The organism is Streptomyces mutabilis (genome assembly GCF_014649815.1).
Taxonomy (GTDB): domain Bacteria; phylum Actinomycetota; class Actinomycetes; order Streptomycetales; family Streptomycetaceae; genus Streptomyces; species Streptomyces mutabilis.
Genome location: NZ_BMTT01000013.1, coordinates 75,283 through 90,972 on the forward strand (window position 1 = coordinate 75,283; position 15,690 = coordinate 90,972).

Annotated in this window: 10 protein-coding genes and 1 pseudogene; 8 read left to right on the forward strand and 3 right to left on the reverse strand. The window is 72.7% G+C overall.

Features of this window, described 5'->3' with window-relative positions:
• Positions 1 to 7 precede the first annotated feature (7 nt).
• Positions 8 to 913, forward strand: a complete 906-nt coding sequence (locus tag IE142_RS24440) for an ADP-ribosylglycohydrolase family protein (RefSeq protein ID WP_191887754.1) — start codon at positions 8 to 10, stop codon at positions 911 to 913.
• A gap of 284 nt (positions 914 to 1,197) precedes the next feature.
• Here IE142_RS24440 and IE142_RS24445 read toward each other — a convergent pair.
• Positions 1,198 to 2,305 (reverse strand): annotated as a pseudogene (locus tag IE142_RS24445) (MFS transporter); the annotation flags it as partial.
• 91 nt (positions 2,306 to 2,396) lie between these two features.
• Here IE142_RS24445 and IE142_RS24450 point away from each other — a divergent pair.
• The 3 genes from IE142_RS24450 to IE142_RS24460 all read left to right on the forward strand — a co-directional run bounded on the left by IE142_RS24450 (position 2,397) and on the right by IE142_RS24460 (position 4,488).
• Positions 2,397 to 3,017: a TetR/AcrR family transcriptional regulator gene (locus IE142_RS24450; protein ID WP_191887755.1), complete on the forward strand. Its 621-nt coding sequence runs from the start codon at positions 2,397 to 2,399 to the stop codon at positions 3,015 to 3,017.
• Between the two features lie 80 nt (positions 3,018 to 3,097).
• On the forward strand, positions 3,098 to 3,799 hold the full coding sequence (rnhB, locus tag IE142_RS24455; protein ID WP_191887756.1) for a ribonuclease HII: 702 nt from the start codon (positions 3,098 to 3,100) through the stop codon (positions 3,797 to 3,799).
• A 68-nt stretch (positions 3,800 to 3,867) separates the two neighbouring features.
• Positions 3,868 to 4,488, forward strand: a complete 621-nt coding sequence (locus IE142_RS24460; protein WP_043379059.1) for a hypothetical protein — start codon at positions 3,868 to 3,870, stop codon at positions 4,486 to 4,488.
• Positions 4,489 to 4,680: 192 nt separating this feature from the next.
• Here IE142_RS24460 and IE142_RS24465 read toward each other — a convergent pair whose 3' ends face one another.
• Entirely contained in the window at positions 4,681 to 5,295 is a 615-nt protein-coding gene (locus tag IE142_RS24465; RefSeq protein WP_191887757.1) for a hypothetical protein, read from the reverse strand.
• Between the two features lie 282 nt (positions 5,296 to 5,577).
• Positions 5,578 to 7,743 (reverse strand): RecQ family ATP-dependent DNA helicase, encoded by a 2,166-nt coding sequence (locus IE142_RS24470; protein WP_191887758.1) that lies wholly within the window; start codon positions 7,741 to 7,743, stop codon positions 5,578 to 5,580.
• A gap of 143 nt (positions 7,744 to 7,886) precedes the next feature.
• Between IE142_RS24470 and IE142_RS24475 the strand changes: the two genes are divergently transcribed.
• The 4 genes from IE142_RS24475 to IE142_RS24490 all read left to right on the forward strand — a co-directional run bounded on the left by IE142_RS24475 (position 7,887) and on the right by IE142_RS24490 (position 15,535).
• Positions 7,887 to 9,446, forward strand: a complete 1,560-nt coding sequence (locus IE142_RS24475) for a DUF4192 domain-containing protein (protein ID WP_191887759.1) — start codon at positions 7,887 to 7,889, stop codon at positions 9,444 to 9,446.
• Positions 9,447 to 10,336: 890 nt separating this feature from the next.
• Positions 10,337 to 12,256 (forward strand): glycogen debranching N-terminal domain-containing protein, encoded by a 1,920-nt coding sequence (locus IE142_RS24480; RefSeq protein ID WP_191887760.1) that lies wholly within the window; start codon positions 10,337 to 10,339, stop codon positions 12,254 to 12,256.
• Positions 12,257 to 12,387: 131 nt separating this feature from the next.
• The gene (locus IE142_RS24485) at positions 12,388 to 13,146 is read left to right on the forward strand and encodes an NUDIX hydrolase (protein ID WP_191887761.1); all 759 of its coding nucleotides are present in this window, start codon (positions 12,388 to 12,390) and stop codon (positions 13,144 to 13,146) included.
• 124 nt (positions 13,147 to 13,270) lie between these two features.
• Positions 13,271 to 15,535 (forward strand): ABC transporter ATP-binding protein, encoded by a 2,265-nt coding sequence (locus IE142_RS24490; protein WP_191887762.1) that lies wholly within the window; start codon positions 13,271 to 13,273, stop codon positions 15,533 to 15,535.
• The last annotated feature ends 155 nt before the right edge of the window (positions 15,536 to 15,690 follow it).

Sequence of the window (15,690 nt, forward strand, 5' to 3'; positions counted from 1 at the left end):
CCGGACGATGACCGATCTTTCATCTCCTGACGGGCGCCTGGGCCGGGCCCTTTCCAGTCTGCGCGGACTGTCGGTCGGGGACGCGCTGGGCTCACAGTTCTTCGTGCCCGCGAACTACCCGCTGCTCAAGAGCTGCGGACTGCCGCCCGGCACCTGGCAGTGGACGGACGACACGGAGATGGCCTGTTCCGTGGTCTCCGTCCTCGCCACCCACCACCGCATCGACCAGGATGCGCTGGCGCTCTCCTTCGCCCACCACCACGACTTCGACCGCGGTTACGGTCCCGCGGTCAACCGGCTGCTGCGACTGGTCCGGGAAGGCGGCGACTGGCGCGAGCTCGCCGCCGCGCTGTTCAACGGCCAGGGGTCCTGGGGCAACGGCGCGGCGATGCGCATCGCGCCGTTGGGCGCCTGGTACGCGGACGACCCGGAGCAGGCCACCCACCAGGCGGAGATCTCCGCCTATCCCACGCATCAGCACCGCGAGGCGGTGGTCGGCGCCATGGCGGTCGCCGCTGCCGCCGCGCTGGCCGCGGACCCTGGCGGACCGCCCACCGCGCACGCGCTCCTGGACGGCGTGATCACGCTGGTACCGAAGAGCGCGGTCGGCGCCGGGCTGCGACGTGCCCGGGACATGCTCGACTACGACGACGCCGCGACCGTAGCCGCCGTGCTCGGCTGCGGCAGGCGTACCACCGCCCACGACACCGTTCCCTTCGCCCTCTGGTCGGCCGCGCGGGCCCTCGGGGACTACGAGCGCGCCTTCTGGACGACCGCCCAGGTCGGTGGGGACGTGGACACCACCTGCGCCATCGTGGGCGGGGTGGTCGCCGGGAGCGAAGCGGGCGCGCCGCCGGCGGACTGGGCGGAGCGGGTCGAGGCGCTGCCAGGGTGGATGGCGACGTCGGTTTAGCACACGTTGCGTGTGTGACAGGAACCCTCCGTGACTGTCACCCGCTGTCACGGCATCCGCTGTGCGGGGGCGGGAGCCTCGGCCGGGGGCGGGGATGCCGTGAGGGGGGCGGGGACATGGAAGCGCTGTGGATGCTGCTCGTCGCGCTGCCGTCGTTGGTGCTGCTCACCCGGTCGAGCACGCGGGTGACGGGGTGTCGATCGGGGCGGCACCGGTCGGTCGGGCACCGGCGGGCATGCGTGGTACCCGCCGACGGGACCCGCCCGGCCGCCGGTAACGGACCGTCAGCCGACCCCCGGACCGGCCGAGCCGGACAGGGCCTCCAGGTCGCTCTTGCGTACCCGGATCACCAGCCACGCCGTGGCCAATGCCAGCACCGCCATGGCCGCGGCCGGGATGAAAGGCCGCCGAGATACCCTGTGCCAGCACGTCGTGCCCCCAAGGCGCCGGCAGCTGGTGCGTCTGGGTGAACTCCGCCTTCTGCTCCGCCGAGCCGTTTGCGAGGAAGTCCGGCACCTGGTTCTCCGCCTCGTTCTTGCCGGCCGTGCCGAACACCGTCGTCAGGATGGCGAGGCCGATCGATCCGCCCACCTGCTGCATCGCGTTGAGCAGACCGGACGCCGCGCCCGCCTCGTGCTGTGCGACCCCCGAGACCGCGGTCAGTGTCAGCGTCACGAAGTTCAGACCCATGCCGAATCCGAAGATCAGCATCGGCCCCAGGATCCCGCCGACGTAGGAGCTGTCGGAGCTGATGAGGGCCTGCCAGCCGAGGCCGATCGCGGCGAGCGCCGAGCCCACGATCATGAACGGCTTGGGTCCGAAGACCGGAAGGAACCGCTGCGACAGGCCCGCGCCCAGCGCGATCACCACCGTGACCGGCAGGAAGGCCAGACCGGCTTCGATGGGGGTGTAGCCCAGCACGTTCTGGACGAACAGCACGATGTAGAAGAACATGCCGAACATCGCCGCGGCCAGGCTCAGCATGATCACGTACGTGCCGGAGCGGTTGCGGTCGGCGAACATCTTCAGCGGAGTGATCGGCTCCTTGGCCCGCCTCTCGATGAACACGAAGGCCAGCAGCAGCACCACTGCGGCAGCGAAGGACCCGATGGTCACGCTGTCCCGCCATCCCTCGTCCGCGGCGCGGATGAAGCCGTAGACGAGGGACGCCATACCCGCCGTCGAGGTCACCGCCCCCGCGATGTCGAAGCGGCCGGAGTGCCGTTCGGACTCACTGATGTACAGCGGGGTGAGCGCGGCGATCAGCACGCCGATCGGCACATTGACGAAGAGCACCCAGCGCCAGTCGAGCCACTCGGTGAGCATGCCGCCCGCCAGCAGGCCGATGGCGCCACCGCCCGCGGACACGGCCGCGAAGACGCCGAAGGCCCGGTAGTGTCGTGCGGTCCGTCCCCCCTGTGGCCGCCCGGCGCGCCTTTCGTCCCCGCTAACTCGCTGTTCACGCTCATTGGAGACCCTCGACATGGTTGCTTCGCACTGGGTGGCCGCCTCCGCCCGGACCTCCTCTCGTCGGCGTGGCGCGGTCCTCGAACGCGCGATCCTCGACGCCGCACTGGAGCAGCTCAGTACCGTCGGCTGGAACGGTCTGACGATGGAGGGTGTGGCCGCCGGTGCCCAGACCGGCAAGGCGGCGGTCTACCGCCGCTGGCCGTCCAAGGAGGACCTCGTCGCGGACGCGCTGCGGTCGGGGCTGCCGCGCTTCGACGCGGTGCCCGACCTGGGGAGCGTTCGCGACGACCTGCTGGCACTCTGCCGCAGGGCGCGCGACGCGATGTACTCGCGCCCCGGATTCGCGTTGCGTTCAGTCATTCACGAATGCGACAGCGTGCAGGCGGAGCGCTTCCATGCGGTGATCTTCAAGGGCGTGATCGAGCCGACCCTCGCGATGCTTCGCGAGGTCATCACCCGTGGAATAGAGCGGGGCGAAGTGCGACGCGACGCGGCGAACGCTTACGTCTTTGATGCCATCCCGGCGATGATGATGTACCGCTCGAAGGTTTGTGGAAGCGAATGGGCGGACCAGGAGATCGAGGAGATGATCGACCAGATGATGGTGCCGCTGCTGAAGCCCGACGGCGTCTGAGTCCTGGGTGGACGGGTCCCCTCCCGTTCGGGGAACCGGGGTGTCGCCCGGACTGCTGGGCGGCGTAGGCTAAGGGCGTCATGCCCTACGAACCACCTACCCACACCGTCGAGCGCTCTCTCCGCGCCACGACCGGAGCGAAGATCATTGCCGGTGTCGACGAGGTGGGGCGCGGCGCATGGGCCGGGCCAGTCACGGTCTGTGCCGCGATCACCGGCTTGCGACGCCCCCCGGTGGGCCTCACCGACTCCAAGCTGCTCACCGTCAAGCGACGCACCGAACTCGCCGAAGAGCTACGGACTTGGGTGATGTCTCACGCCCTGGGGCACGCCTCGCCGGAGGAGATCGACGCCCTGGGGATGACCGCGGCGCTTCGGCTGGCAGCGGTGCGTGCGCTGGAAGACCTGCCGGTCCGCCCCGACGCCGTCATCCTCGACGGCAAGCACGACTATCTCGGGGCGCCTTGGAAGGTCCGTACGGTGATCAAGGGCGACCAGTCCTGCGTCGCTGTCGCGGCGGCCTCGGTGCTCGCCAAGGTCCAGCGCGACAAAATGATGGCCGAACTGGGTATCGACCATGCAGACTTCGGTTTTGCGGACAACGTCGGATACCCGTCTCCGGTGCACAAGGCCGCACTGGAGGTGCGGGGGCCCACCCCGCACCACCGTTTGTCGTGGGCGTATCTTGATGCGCTGCCCCAGTGGCGGCACCTCAAGAAGGTCCGCAGTTGGGTGGACGGAAGGGTTCCGGAAATCGAGGGCCAGCTCGGCTTCGATTTCTGACGCTTCCGCTCGCAGGCATGTGCCACCCGCCGACGCGAGCCGCACCAACGTTTGATAAATATCAGCCCATGCCTCTCATTCCCGAGGAGCCTCAGATTCACGAGAAGGCCCAGGGTCCCCGCGCCACTCCGGCCAGCGGCCGCACCGCGCCGACCCCTCGCCCCGTTCCCGGCCCCCGACCCGCCGCGCCGCCGCGCCCCGGTCGTCCCGGTCCCGCGCGGCCGGCTCCGCCGGCGCAGCGCGCGCCGCGTGACTCGTCCGCGGTCAAACCCGGCCCTTCGGGTCCGGCCGCTCCGGCCGCCCCGCAGATCCAGCTGATCCCGGCTTCCCCCGAAGGCGCGCTCGACGCGGCCGAGGAGGCCGTGGACCTGTTGTTGGACTCGGGCCGTACCCCCGGCGACGTGTTGGTGATCACCACCGGTGAACCGCACCCGTGGGCCGCCCACGAACTCTCCTTCGGCGATGCGGCCTACTGGGCGCAGCACGACGCCGGCGACGACGTCTTCTACGCGGACGCCGGCGTCGCGGACCGTGCCGCGTCGCGGCCGGTAGTCGTGGTGGCGTTCAATGGTGGTCCCGAGGACGCTGCCGCGACCGCGCTGTCCGCGGCGCACGCCCGGGCCGGTGCCCTGTTGATCGTCTGCGGTGACCCGCAGCGGATCAACTCGGTGCTGGGTGCGGGCGTCTGAGCCGTTCGGCCGAGCGCGGCGGACGCCGATGCGCCAGGGGGCCGCTCCACCGGCCCCCGCACGGTGCGGGTCCCGGCATGCCCTGGCGGCCGCGACTCTTCGGGCCGCGCTGGGCCGTGTCGGGTTCTCCCGCCAACCTGAAGCCGCACCGGACTTCATGCGCGATGCTCGAACGCACTCTGCCCGTGAGGCTCAGCGGGCCGCCGCGCGGCGCAGCACGTCCGAGGCGACGCCGCCGGTTCGCGGCGGCGGGAGCGGTGCCCTAGACGTGGCGAACGGCTCGGGGGCCGACGCCGCGTTGGGCCGGCGCCCGCCGCGGCCCTCGCCCAGCACCTGCCAGCCGTCCCGGGTCAGCGTGATGTAGGCACCGCAGCGCAGCCCGTGCAGCGTGCATGCGTCCCGCAAGCCCCACATCCACGCACCGTCCTCCTCCGTCCAACGCGCGTCGCCCTCACGGCAGTAGAGCAGCACGGCGGTGCGCACCGGAGTGCGGCGCCGCAGATCGTGCGGGATGACGCGGCGCAGTTGGGCGAGCAGCGCGTTGCGGAACATCCAGCCGTCGGCTGCTGCTCGACGACTGGTGAACGACGCGCTGGCACGCAGTCGTTCGTCAGAATCGAGCACGGCCACGATCGCGGTCGCCGGCCCCGGGCGGTGCCGCGAATGGAGTCCGCTGACGACCTCTCGCGGATCGCGCAGCAACGGGATTCCGGCGGCGGCCCACTCCGCCGGTTCGAGCATGCGAGTGGCGGTTGCGGCGGACGACGACAAGGATGCCGCCGAGGACGGAGCGAATCCGAAGGTCACGTTCCTCCCTTCGGCTACGCGCCCACATTGCGGGCGGGGTCGGATTCGGGGGAGCGCGCACCGCAGTGAAGCCCTGCCGGATCACGGACGAGCCGTGCGGGGAGCGGACTTCGATTCTTACTGTCGAACTTGAATGCGGCAACGAGCAATTGGGACCGGGGACCGTTATCGGGTGATGCGCGTCCTATATCCCTACCCAGAGCGCAGCCGGGTGACGCACGGGACACCCCACGGGCAACCGCGCGAGGCTTCGGTCCCGAGAAGCGCGCCCGGGGCCGGGTGTCACCCCTGCACGGCCAGGACCAGTGGCAACACCTCCTGAGCGCCCGCGCGGCGCAGCAGTCGCGCCGCCACCGCGAGGGTCCAGCCGGTTTCGGTGCAGTCGTCCACGAGCAGGACCGGGCCGTTCAGCTCGGCGAGAGTGGCGGCGAGCGCCGGCGGAACCGTCAGCGCGCCGTCGAGTGCCTTGAGCCGCTGCGCGCTGTTACTGCGGGGCGCCGTGGGCGCCTCGCCCGTGTACTCGACCGAGCCGAGCAACGGCAGCCGGCCGACCTGGGCGATGCGCGCTCCCAGGGAGTGGATCAACTGAGGGCGGGAGCGCGAGGCGATCGTCACCACCCCCGCGGGACGGGGCCGGCCCTCGGGGGCGCCCGGAGCCCAGCCGCCCGGCCCCTTGGCCCAGTCGGCCAGTACCGTCACGACGGCCTGTGCGACATCGTCCGGCACCGGGCCGTCCGGAGCCTGCGCCGACAGCATCGGTCGCAACCGGTTGCCCCAGCCGATGTCGGACAGCCGGCCCAACGCCCGGCCCGTCGCCGCCTGTTCACCGGCCGGGATGCGCCCCTTCAGGTCGACCCCGATCGCGGGCAGACCGGTCGGCCACATGCGTCGCGGCTCCACCTCCACGCCCGCCCGGCCGAGATCGACCCGCGCGGCGTCGAGGCTGTCGGTGGAGGTGTCCGCGGTGAAGCGCGGCCCTGCGCAGTTGTCGCAGTGGCCGCAGGGCTTGGCCCCATCATCGTCCAACTGGCGCTGCAGGAACTCCATCCGGCACTCGCTCGTCGAGGCGTAGTCGCGCATCGCCTGCTGCTCGGCCTTCCGCTGCCGCGCCACCCAGTCGTACCGCTCGGAGTCGTACGTCCACGGCTGCCCGGTCGCGATCCAGCCGCCCTTGACCCGCTTGACCGCGCCGTCCACGTCGAGGACCTTGAGCATGGTCTCCAGGCGGGAGCGGCGCAGCTCGACCAGTGGCTCCAGGGCCGGCAGCGAGAGCGGCCGCTCCGCCCGCGCGAGGATGTCGAGGGTGCGGCGCACCAGGTCCTCCGACGGGAAGGCCAGCGAGGCGAAGTACTCCCAGATCGCCTCGTCCTCCTTACCCGGCAGGAGGAGCACCTCGGCATGCTCGACACCGCGCCCGGCGCGGCCGACCTGCTGGTAGTACGCGATGGGCGAGGACGGCGAGCCCAGGTGCACCACGAAACCCAGGTCGGGCTTGTCGAAGCCCATGCCCAGTGCCGACGTGGCGACCAGCGCCTTGACCCGGTTGGCCAGCAGGTCGTTCTCGGCCTGCTGCCGGTCCGCGTTCTCGGTCTTGCCGGTGTAGGAGGCGACGGTGTGGCCGCGGTGCCGAAGGAAGGCGGTGACCTCCTCTGCGGCGGCCACGGTGAGCGTGTAGATGATCCCGGAGCCGGGGAGCCGGTGGAGGTGGTCGGCGAGCCAGGCCATCCGGTGCGCGGCGTCGGACAGCCGCAGCACACCGAGGCTCAGGCTCTCCCGGTCCAGCGGGCCGCGCAGCACCAGGGCGTCCGAGGCGCCTCCGGTGCCGAGCTGCTCCGCCACGTCGGCGGTCACCCGGGCGTTGGCCGTGGCCGTGGTGGCCAGCACCGGCACGCCGGGCGGGAGGTCGGTGAGCATCGTGCGCAGCCGCCGGTAGTCCGGGCGGAAGTCGTGGCCCCAGTCGGAGATGCAGTGGGCCTCGTCGACCACGAGCAGTCCGGTCGCGGCGGAGAGCTTGGGCAGTACCTGGTCACGGAAGTCCGGGTTGTTGAGCCGCTCGGGACTCACCAGCAGCACGTCGACCTCGCCGGCGGCGATCTCGTCCTGGATCACCTCCCACTCCTCGGTGTTGGAGGAGTTGATGGTCCGGGCGCGGATACCGGCCCGCGCCGCGGCCTCGACCTGGTTGCGCATCAGCGCGAGCAGTGGGGAGACGATCACGGTGGGGCCGGCGCCGCGCTCGCGCAGCAGGGCGGTGGCCACGAAGTAGACCGCGGACTTGCCCCATCCCGTTCGCTGAACGACCAAGGCCCTGCGCCGTTCGGCGACCAGCGCCTCGATCGCCCGCCACTGGTCGTCCCGCAGCCGGGCGCCGCCGGGCACCTCCCCGACGAGGCGGGCGAGGACCGCATCGGCGGCTGCCCGGAGATCCGCGTTGCTCGTGTGCTCCATGCGTTCCATACAACAGGACGGGACTGACAGCCGGGCGTGCGGGAGGAGGGAGGCGAGGTCGCCGGGCACCTGGGTGACGCGTCCCTGATCAGAGTTATCCACAGGCCAAAGCGGAACATCCCGATCCGCGAGATCGTCGGGCCATGACGAACCACAGCGAAACGACCGGTCCCGCCGAGAACGGTGACATCGAAGGATTCGAGCAGCCGGGCCGGGCAGCCCGCCTCCCGGACGACCATCCCTGCGACGAACCACAGGTCACCCTGCGCACCCCTGCCGAACTGGCCGACGCCCTGCCGTATCTGCTCGGGTACCGCCCCGAGGACAGCATCGTCCTGGTCGCCCTGCGCAACCGCGACGGGCGGGGCCGTTTCGGTGGCCGGGCCCGGCTCGGCATTCCAGCGAACCCGGACGACTGGGACTGCGCCGCCGGACAGCTGGTCCACGGCCTGGTGACCGGCAGCGAACGCCGCGGAGCCCGCCCCGAGCAGATGGTGGCCTACCTCTGCCAGGAACCGGCAGCGGGCGAAAGCGGCCGTGACGTGATGGAGCGACTGAGGCCGCTGGCCCAGAAGCTGCGCGTCGAGTGCGGCGCCCTCGACGTCCCGGTGGTCGAGGCGCTCTGCGTCTCGGCGGGGCGCTTCTGGTCGTACTGCTGCGACGACCAGGCCTGCTGCCCGGCCGAAGGCACTCCCATGGGGCTGCCGGGCACGTCCGTGCTGGCCGCGGCGGCCACGTATGCAGGCATCCAGGTGCGTGGGACGCTCGGCGAACTGCGCGCACGGCTCCTCCCCTGTGAGAACGACGTGGCCCTCGAGCAGGAGGCCGCCCTGGACGCGGTCGCCATGCCGCTGGTCTCACGGATCCTCGACGACACCGGCCGCTCGGCTGTGGCCGATGAGACGCTGGATCTGGCACAGCGGGTGATGCGACGCCTCGCGGAGGCCCGGCCCGTGTCCGGAATGGCCGCCGAGGACCTGCGGGACGACCGACTGCTCGGACACGACGAGGCGGCGACGATGATCCTCGGCCTCCAGGACCGTACGACCCGTGACCGCGCCGCGGCGTGGATGGAGGGGGACGAGGCGGCACCCGCGCTACGACTCTGGCGGGCCCTCGCCCGTCGCTGCGTCGGATCGTACGGCGAACACGCGGCCGCACCTCTGACTCTCGCCGGATGGGTCGCCTGGTCCACCGGTGACGAACTGGAGGCCCGTGAGGCCCTTGCCATGGCACTCGGCGCAGACCCCGACTACCTCTTCGCCAGGCTTCTGCACCAGGCGTGCAACGAGGGCCTCGACCCTGAGTCGGTCCGCCGCTGTCTGCGTACGCAGCGCGAGGGCCGTGAAGGTGTGGAGGGAGGCGCGCCCGACGGTGAGGAACAAGCCGGCGGGTCAGCGGAACGCGAGCCGGCCGACCCTTCCCCGGCACCGCAGGCGTCCCTCGCCCGACGGCGTCGCACGCGCTCGGGGGTGACGGCCGACGGAATGCCTCGTCGTGCGAGGGCGGCGCGGGGCCGTGAGCCCGGCACGAAGATCGGGTGCCCTCGCACTCCGGTGGCGGGTGATCGTCCGGGTTCCGCGAGGACGGGCCGGACGCGTTCGCGGGCCTCGGAGGAGACGGGCGCGGGTCGGACGGGAACCCGCGCGGGAAGCGCGCGCACGGGGGACCGCAGGGCCGAAGGGGGTGGCGAGCGACTCTGAGGGCGCCAAGGCGGTGGAACGTCACCAGGCCAACAGTGGTCGCCGGGGGCGACGGTGGTCTCCGGGCCGACGGTGGTTGCGGGAGCGAGGTGGTCTTCGGGCGAGTGGAGGTCTCCAGGGCGACGGCGGTCGCCGAGGCGCACCGGACGTCGCCCAGGGCGACATCGGCCGACGGGTGGCGTCGGCCGTCGCGGCGGACCTGCTTCACGCCGCCGCTCCGACGGGCTCCAGTCGGCAGGTCGTCAGCGCCGTGCGGTCGTCGCGGTGCCGTCGTCCCTCGCCGTGGGTCTTCGGCTGTGGTTTCGGTCCCTGGCCGACCGTCGAGGACCGGCCGCCGTGGCCTTTGAGGGCTGGCCGTCGTGATTTTCGGGGACGGGCCGCCGTGACGGTCGAGGCGATCCGGTGCATCGCCCGCCTCCGTGCCTCCTCGGCGCCCGCTCCCGGCCGTGACCCGGAGGTGACCCCTCCCGTTCACCTGAGTGGCGGAATGCCCCGACCCGGCCGAGGCATCGCACCGCCCGGTCGGAACCACCACACGGCGACGCACCGCTCGAGCGGACGTCGAGCACAGAAGGAGCCCTCCCATGCACCAGCCGATCCCGTCCTCATCCGCCGTCACGGACCCCGGTGCGGGCGGCCGGAGGAGCGCCCCCGTGCCGTCCCTCATGGGGCCTGCGGTGCCGGTCAGAAAGAACGGCCCGGGGCCGGGGCGGAATCCCGGCCCACCTGCGGGACGACTCGGACAGCTGTCGGCTGTCTCGACCTCGCGGACGCGTGCGGAGCGAACGGACACCGGTCCTGCGGCTTCTCCCGTGCACCGCACCACTGCTCGGCGTACGTCGCCGGGGAAGCCGCACAGGCCCGGGGAGCTGCCGCCCACCCACAGCACCATGATCGGCGTGGCCCTTCCCGGCCTCGTGATCTCCACGGAGCAGGGGCAGCTGAACGGCTTGGGCCTGGAGGGGTTCTACCGCGCGGGCCGGCGCCTGCTGTCCCGGTGCCGCCTCCGCGTGGCCGGACGCGAACCGCTGCCGAACCAGGCCCGGATGACCGGCGCCGACGGCTCCCGCTTCGTCGGCACCCTTCGGACGGCGTCCGCGCCGGGACCGGATCCGGACGTGATGATCGAGCGGATCCGTCATGCCGACGGTACGGAGCGGATCACGCTGCGCAGTTGGGCAGCCGGCCCGCTGCGTCTGCCCGTCGAGGTGGCGCTCGGTACCGACCTGGCCGACCTCGGGGCGATCGCCGCGGGCGGAGCGGGGCCGGACCTGCCGGCCACCGTTCATGACTCCGGACTGCGGTGGTCCCGCGCCACCGGCAGCGCGACGGTCACGGCACACCCGCCGCCCGCCGAGGCACTGGCCTCCGCGGGACTGCTGCGATGGGAGTTCGTCCTGCCCCCCGGCGGCAGCACGAGCGTCGAACTGCGGGTACGGCCGGACGGCGCGGGACCGGTCCGGGCGGTGGGCCGCACGGCGGCCGATCCGCTGGCCTCCGCACACGCCACCGGCGACGACCCCGCGGTCTCTGCTCTCCTACGGACCAGCATCGAGGATCTCAGAGCCCTTCTGGTGCGCGATCCAGCACATCCCACCGACGTCCATCCAGCTGCCGGTGTCCCCTGGCGCTGCGGTCCCGCCCCTGCCGAGGCTCTCGCCGCCGCCAGGATGACGCTTCCCCTCGGCACCCGGCTCGCCGCAGGCACGCTGAGAGCGCTCGCCCGCACCCAGCGGCCCGGCCCGGGGCCGAGGGCCGGCATGATCCCCGGACCGGGGCGCGACACAGGCCCGCACCTGCCGCCTGGCTGTACCGGCACAGAGGCGACCCTGCTTTTCCCCGTTCTCCTGGCGGAAGCCCGCCGCTGGGGGCTCGGCGCACACGAGGCGCGGGAGCTGCTGCCGGCCGCCGAGCGGTGCCTGGCCTGGCTGCGGACCACCGTCGGCAACGGCACGTATGTACCCGACCCCCACCCGCTAGGGCCCGTCCGCTGCGAGACCCAGGCGCACGCCCATCGTGCCGCCCTGCTCGGCGCCGAACTGCTCGACGACTTCGGCAGACCGGGCGGCGACTGGCTGCGACGGTGGGCCCAGCGGCTGCGCACCGCGTTCCGGCGCGACTTCTGGATCGACGACCCAGCGGGCGGGAGACCCGCGGCGGCCCGATCCCCGGACGGACGCCTCGTGCCGCGTCTGAGCGCGGCCGCCGTCCACCTCCTCGACACCGGGCTGCTCGGCGGGGGCACCGTGGCACCGGGCCTGCTCGACCCGGTCCGGACCGGCCGACTCGCCCGGTTGCTGGGCAACCCGGTTATGGACTCGGGCTGGGGGCTGCGTGGCCTGGCGGCCGCGGAGGCGGGATACAACCCCTTCGGGCACCGCGCCGGGGCGGTCCACGTCCACGAGACGGCGATCGCGGTGGCGGGTCTGGCCGCTACCGGTCACGACAAGGAGGCAGGCTCACTGCTGCGCGGCGTACTGGCCGCGGCCGACGCGTTCGGCCACCGCTTGCCGGAGATGTTCGCAGGGGAGCAGCGCGCGGACACGAACGCTCCGCTGCCGCACCCGGCGGCCTGCCGCCCCGCCGCCACCGCGGCTGCCGCCGGCGTACTGATGCTGACCGCACTCGCGGGCATCCGCCCCGACGCCCCGGCCGGGACCGTCACCCTGCGCCCCGTACGCAGTGCACCCCTGGGGGAGCTCGGCCTGACCGGTCTGAGGGTCGCGCGGAAGCCCTTTTCCGTGAGGGTCAGCCGACGCGGCCTGGCCATGGTCGAAGAGGCCGCCGACGGGCTGCAACTAGGAGCATGACCAGGCAAGGCGCTCCCTCGCGCGGGGGCCGGGAGCAGCCGGTGCCGAGGAGATCGGACCGCGGCGGGCCGGCCGTCGATGCGGTCGGTGAACAGCGTGTTTATCGTCAGGCAGACGACTATGATCGCCGCATGCCCTACGACCCGTCAGCCTTTCCGCCCTTCGCCGTCACCGTGGACCTGGTCGTGCTGACCGTACGTCGTCACTCCCTGTGCGCGCTGGCGGTACGCAGGGGCGAGCCGCCGTTCCAGGGCCGTTGGGCGCTGCCCGGCGGCTTCGTGCGGGCCGACGAGGACCTGGCGCAGGCGGCGGCGCGGGAACTGGCCGAGGAGACGGGGCTGTGCGTCCACGACCCCGCCGCGCCCACCCAGGACAACGGTGCACACCTGGAGCAGCTCGCGACGTACGGTGACCACGAGCGGGACCCCCGGATGCGGGTGGTGAGCGTCGCCCACCTCGCGCTCGCTCCGGACCTGCCCGCGCCCCGGGCGGGCGGCGACGCCAGCAACGCACGTTGGGCGCCGGTCGAGGAGCTGCTCGAGCAGGCCGGTTACGGACGTGACGGCGAAGGGCCGGCGCCGCTCGCCTTCGACCACACCCACATCCTGGCGGACGGCGTGGAACGAGCCCGCTCCAAGATCGAGTACTCGTCGCTGGCCACCGCCTTCTGTCCGCCGGAGTTCACCGTCGGCGAGCTGCGCCGCGTCTACGAGGCGGTCTGGGGCGTGGCGCTCGACCCGCGCAACTTCCACCGCAAGGTGACGGGCACCCCTGGCTTCCTCGTCCCCACCGGCGGTACGACCACCCGCCAGGGAGGCCGCCCCGCTCAGCTCTTCCGGGCCGGCGGCGCCACTCTCCTCAACCCCCCGATGCTGCGTCCCGAGGTGTGACGCCGCTGCGGGACGGGACCCCGGAGCGAACGGCGAACAAGGGAACGACGAGGTCCGTCCTCCCAGGGCCCGGCAAGCCGTAGGATGCCCGAAAAATCGGATATGACGCGCTATCTTGCTGCGGGTGATCGAGGCCTTCGGACTGACCAGCAACCCCCACAAGGAGCTCCCGCCCGCCGTCGACGACGTCTCCTTCGAGGCACGTGCGGGCCGCGTCACCGCACTGCTCGGAGCATCGGGCGCCGGCAAGTCGACGGTGCTCAGACTCATGCTCGAACTCCAGCGCGGCCGCGGCCTCACCCACTTCAGAGGCCGCCCCCTGCACCGCATCGCCCACCCCGCGCGAGAGGTCGGCGTACTGCTGGGGGACGTGCCGGGGCACCCTGCCCGCACGGTTCGCGGCCATCTGCGCATGCTCTGCGCCGCGGCCGGGGCTCCGGTCCGGCGCGCCGACGAAGTCCTCGAGTCGGTCGGCCTCGTGAGCCTGCGCGACGAACGCCTGGGCACCCTCTCCCGCGGTATGGACCGACGTCTCGGACTGGCCTGCGCACTGCTTCCCGACCCGCACACCCTGGTGCTCGACGACCCCGCCGGAACCCTCGCCGCCCGGGAGGCCGACTGGGTGTACGCGACACTGCGCGCCCATGCTTCCCAAGGAGGGACCGTCCTGTTCAGCACGGCGGATCCCAAGGAGGCCGCACGGACCGCCGATCACGTCGTGACGCTGGAGCGGGGCAGAGTCGTCGCCGACCAGGAAGCGGCGGACTTCTCGCGCACCCGGCTGCGCCCTCGAGTCGCCGTCCGCACCCCGCACGCCGCCCGTCTCGCCGCCGTGCTGACCAAGGAGGCCCGCGCGGCCCGTCGTTCCGTCGAGGTCGTGCGCGAGGGAGGCAACCGCCTCGCGGTGTACGGCAGTACGTGCGCCGACATCGGTGACACCGCGTTCCGGCACAGCATCCTGGTGCACCAACTGGCCGACGAGGTCGGCGACATGGGACCAGGAGCCGGTACGGAGCCCGCCGTCCGGCGGCAGGAGGCCGGGAGGCACGGGGAAGCGGACGCCGGGAGCACGCCCGCTCCACCCCACGGCGACGTTTCCCGGCCGTCGGGTGACCCCGGGCCGTCGGCCGACCCCGGGGCCCGGCTCGTCCTCGGGAAGGCGCTGCCCCGCGCCGATGCCCCGCAGCCGCCCCCCGAGGGGACCACGCCCGGGACTGCTGCCGAAGCACCCCCCTCGGCCGGCGGGGCGTCGCCGGCAGTCGCCGACGCCGGGGCGCAGTCGGCGGGCGCCGACACCGCGTCCTCTCCGGCCGCTGCCGAGCCCCGGCCGGACATCCCCCGGCCGACCCGAGACGGTTTCCGGCCCGGGCCCGAGACCACCCCGTATCCGGCCGGCGCCCGCGAATCCGCCGGAAACAACGGCCAGGCGTGCCCCGCCCCGCACCGAGCCGACGACGCCCCTGTGCCCCACGCCCCCCATGCGCCGGCAGCGCGCTCCACCCGGACCGCCCCCGTTGGCCCCCGGGCAACCCCGCGTCGCCACGCCTCCCTCACCCCCACCCCAGCCCTCACCGGGCGGGCCCGATCCCCACTGCCGCCCCCCGTCTCCGTCCGAGCCGCCCGAAGCCCACTGCGACCCCTCCGCTACGAACTCCGCCGTGCGGCCGGTATCAGGACCGGTTACGTCACCGGCGCCGTCGTCCTCCTGCTCTCCGCGGTCATCGCCGTGGTCCTGGCCCGCGTCGGGCACACACCGCAGCCGCGCCTGCTGGCCGCGTGGCCGCAGGAGCTCCCGTTGCCGCCCGCGGCACTCGGCGCGGGCCTGCTCGGGGCGCTCGCCTCCGGCGACGAGTTCCGCCACCCCGCCCTGGCGGCGGACCGCGGCGCCGTGCCCCGCCGCCTGGGGCTGCTGACCGCGAAGCTGCTCGTCTCAGCGGCCACCGCGCTGGTGCTGGCCGCTCTCACCGTGGGCTGCAACGCCGAAGTGCTCCACCTCCTCTATGGACGGGAGCTCGTCGGCGTCCCCGCGGACTGGCCCGCGCTGGGCGCCGGTTGGCTCGGCCTCGTCGTCGGGTGCGGTTGGGCGGGTGTGCTCGCCGCCGGGGTCTTCCGGTCCACCACGGCCGGGCTCGCCGCGGTGCTGGCGGTCCCCGTGCTCGTCGTACCGCTCGTACAGAGGATCTGGGACGGCCCGTCCGTGCGGACCGCCGCCGGACTCTCCATGCGCACGCGCGAGCTCCTTCTGACGACGTGGCCCTTCGGGGGCGAGCGCTACGTGGCCGAGGTGCTGCGCGTGATCGTCCAACCCGTCGGCAGTGCACTGACGTTGTCGGTGACCGCCCTGCTCTGCGCATACCTGCTCGTGACCGTGCGCAGCAGGCCTCAATGACATCCGCCGTACCCTTCGGGTCCGACCGTGCGCGCAACTCCCCGGGGAAAGCCCGTTTCTTTCCGATAAGGCGTCAATTGCGACGGGGTGAGCGATCACCCTTTCGTGTGCTTTTCACCAAAGACCTCAAGGGAGTTGGGAACGGCGCCGACAAA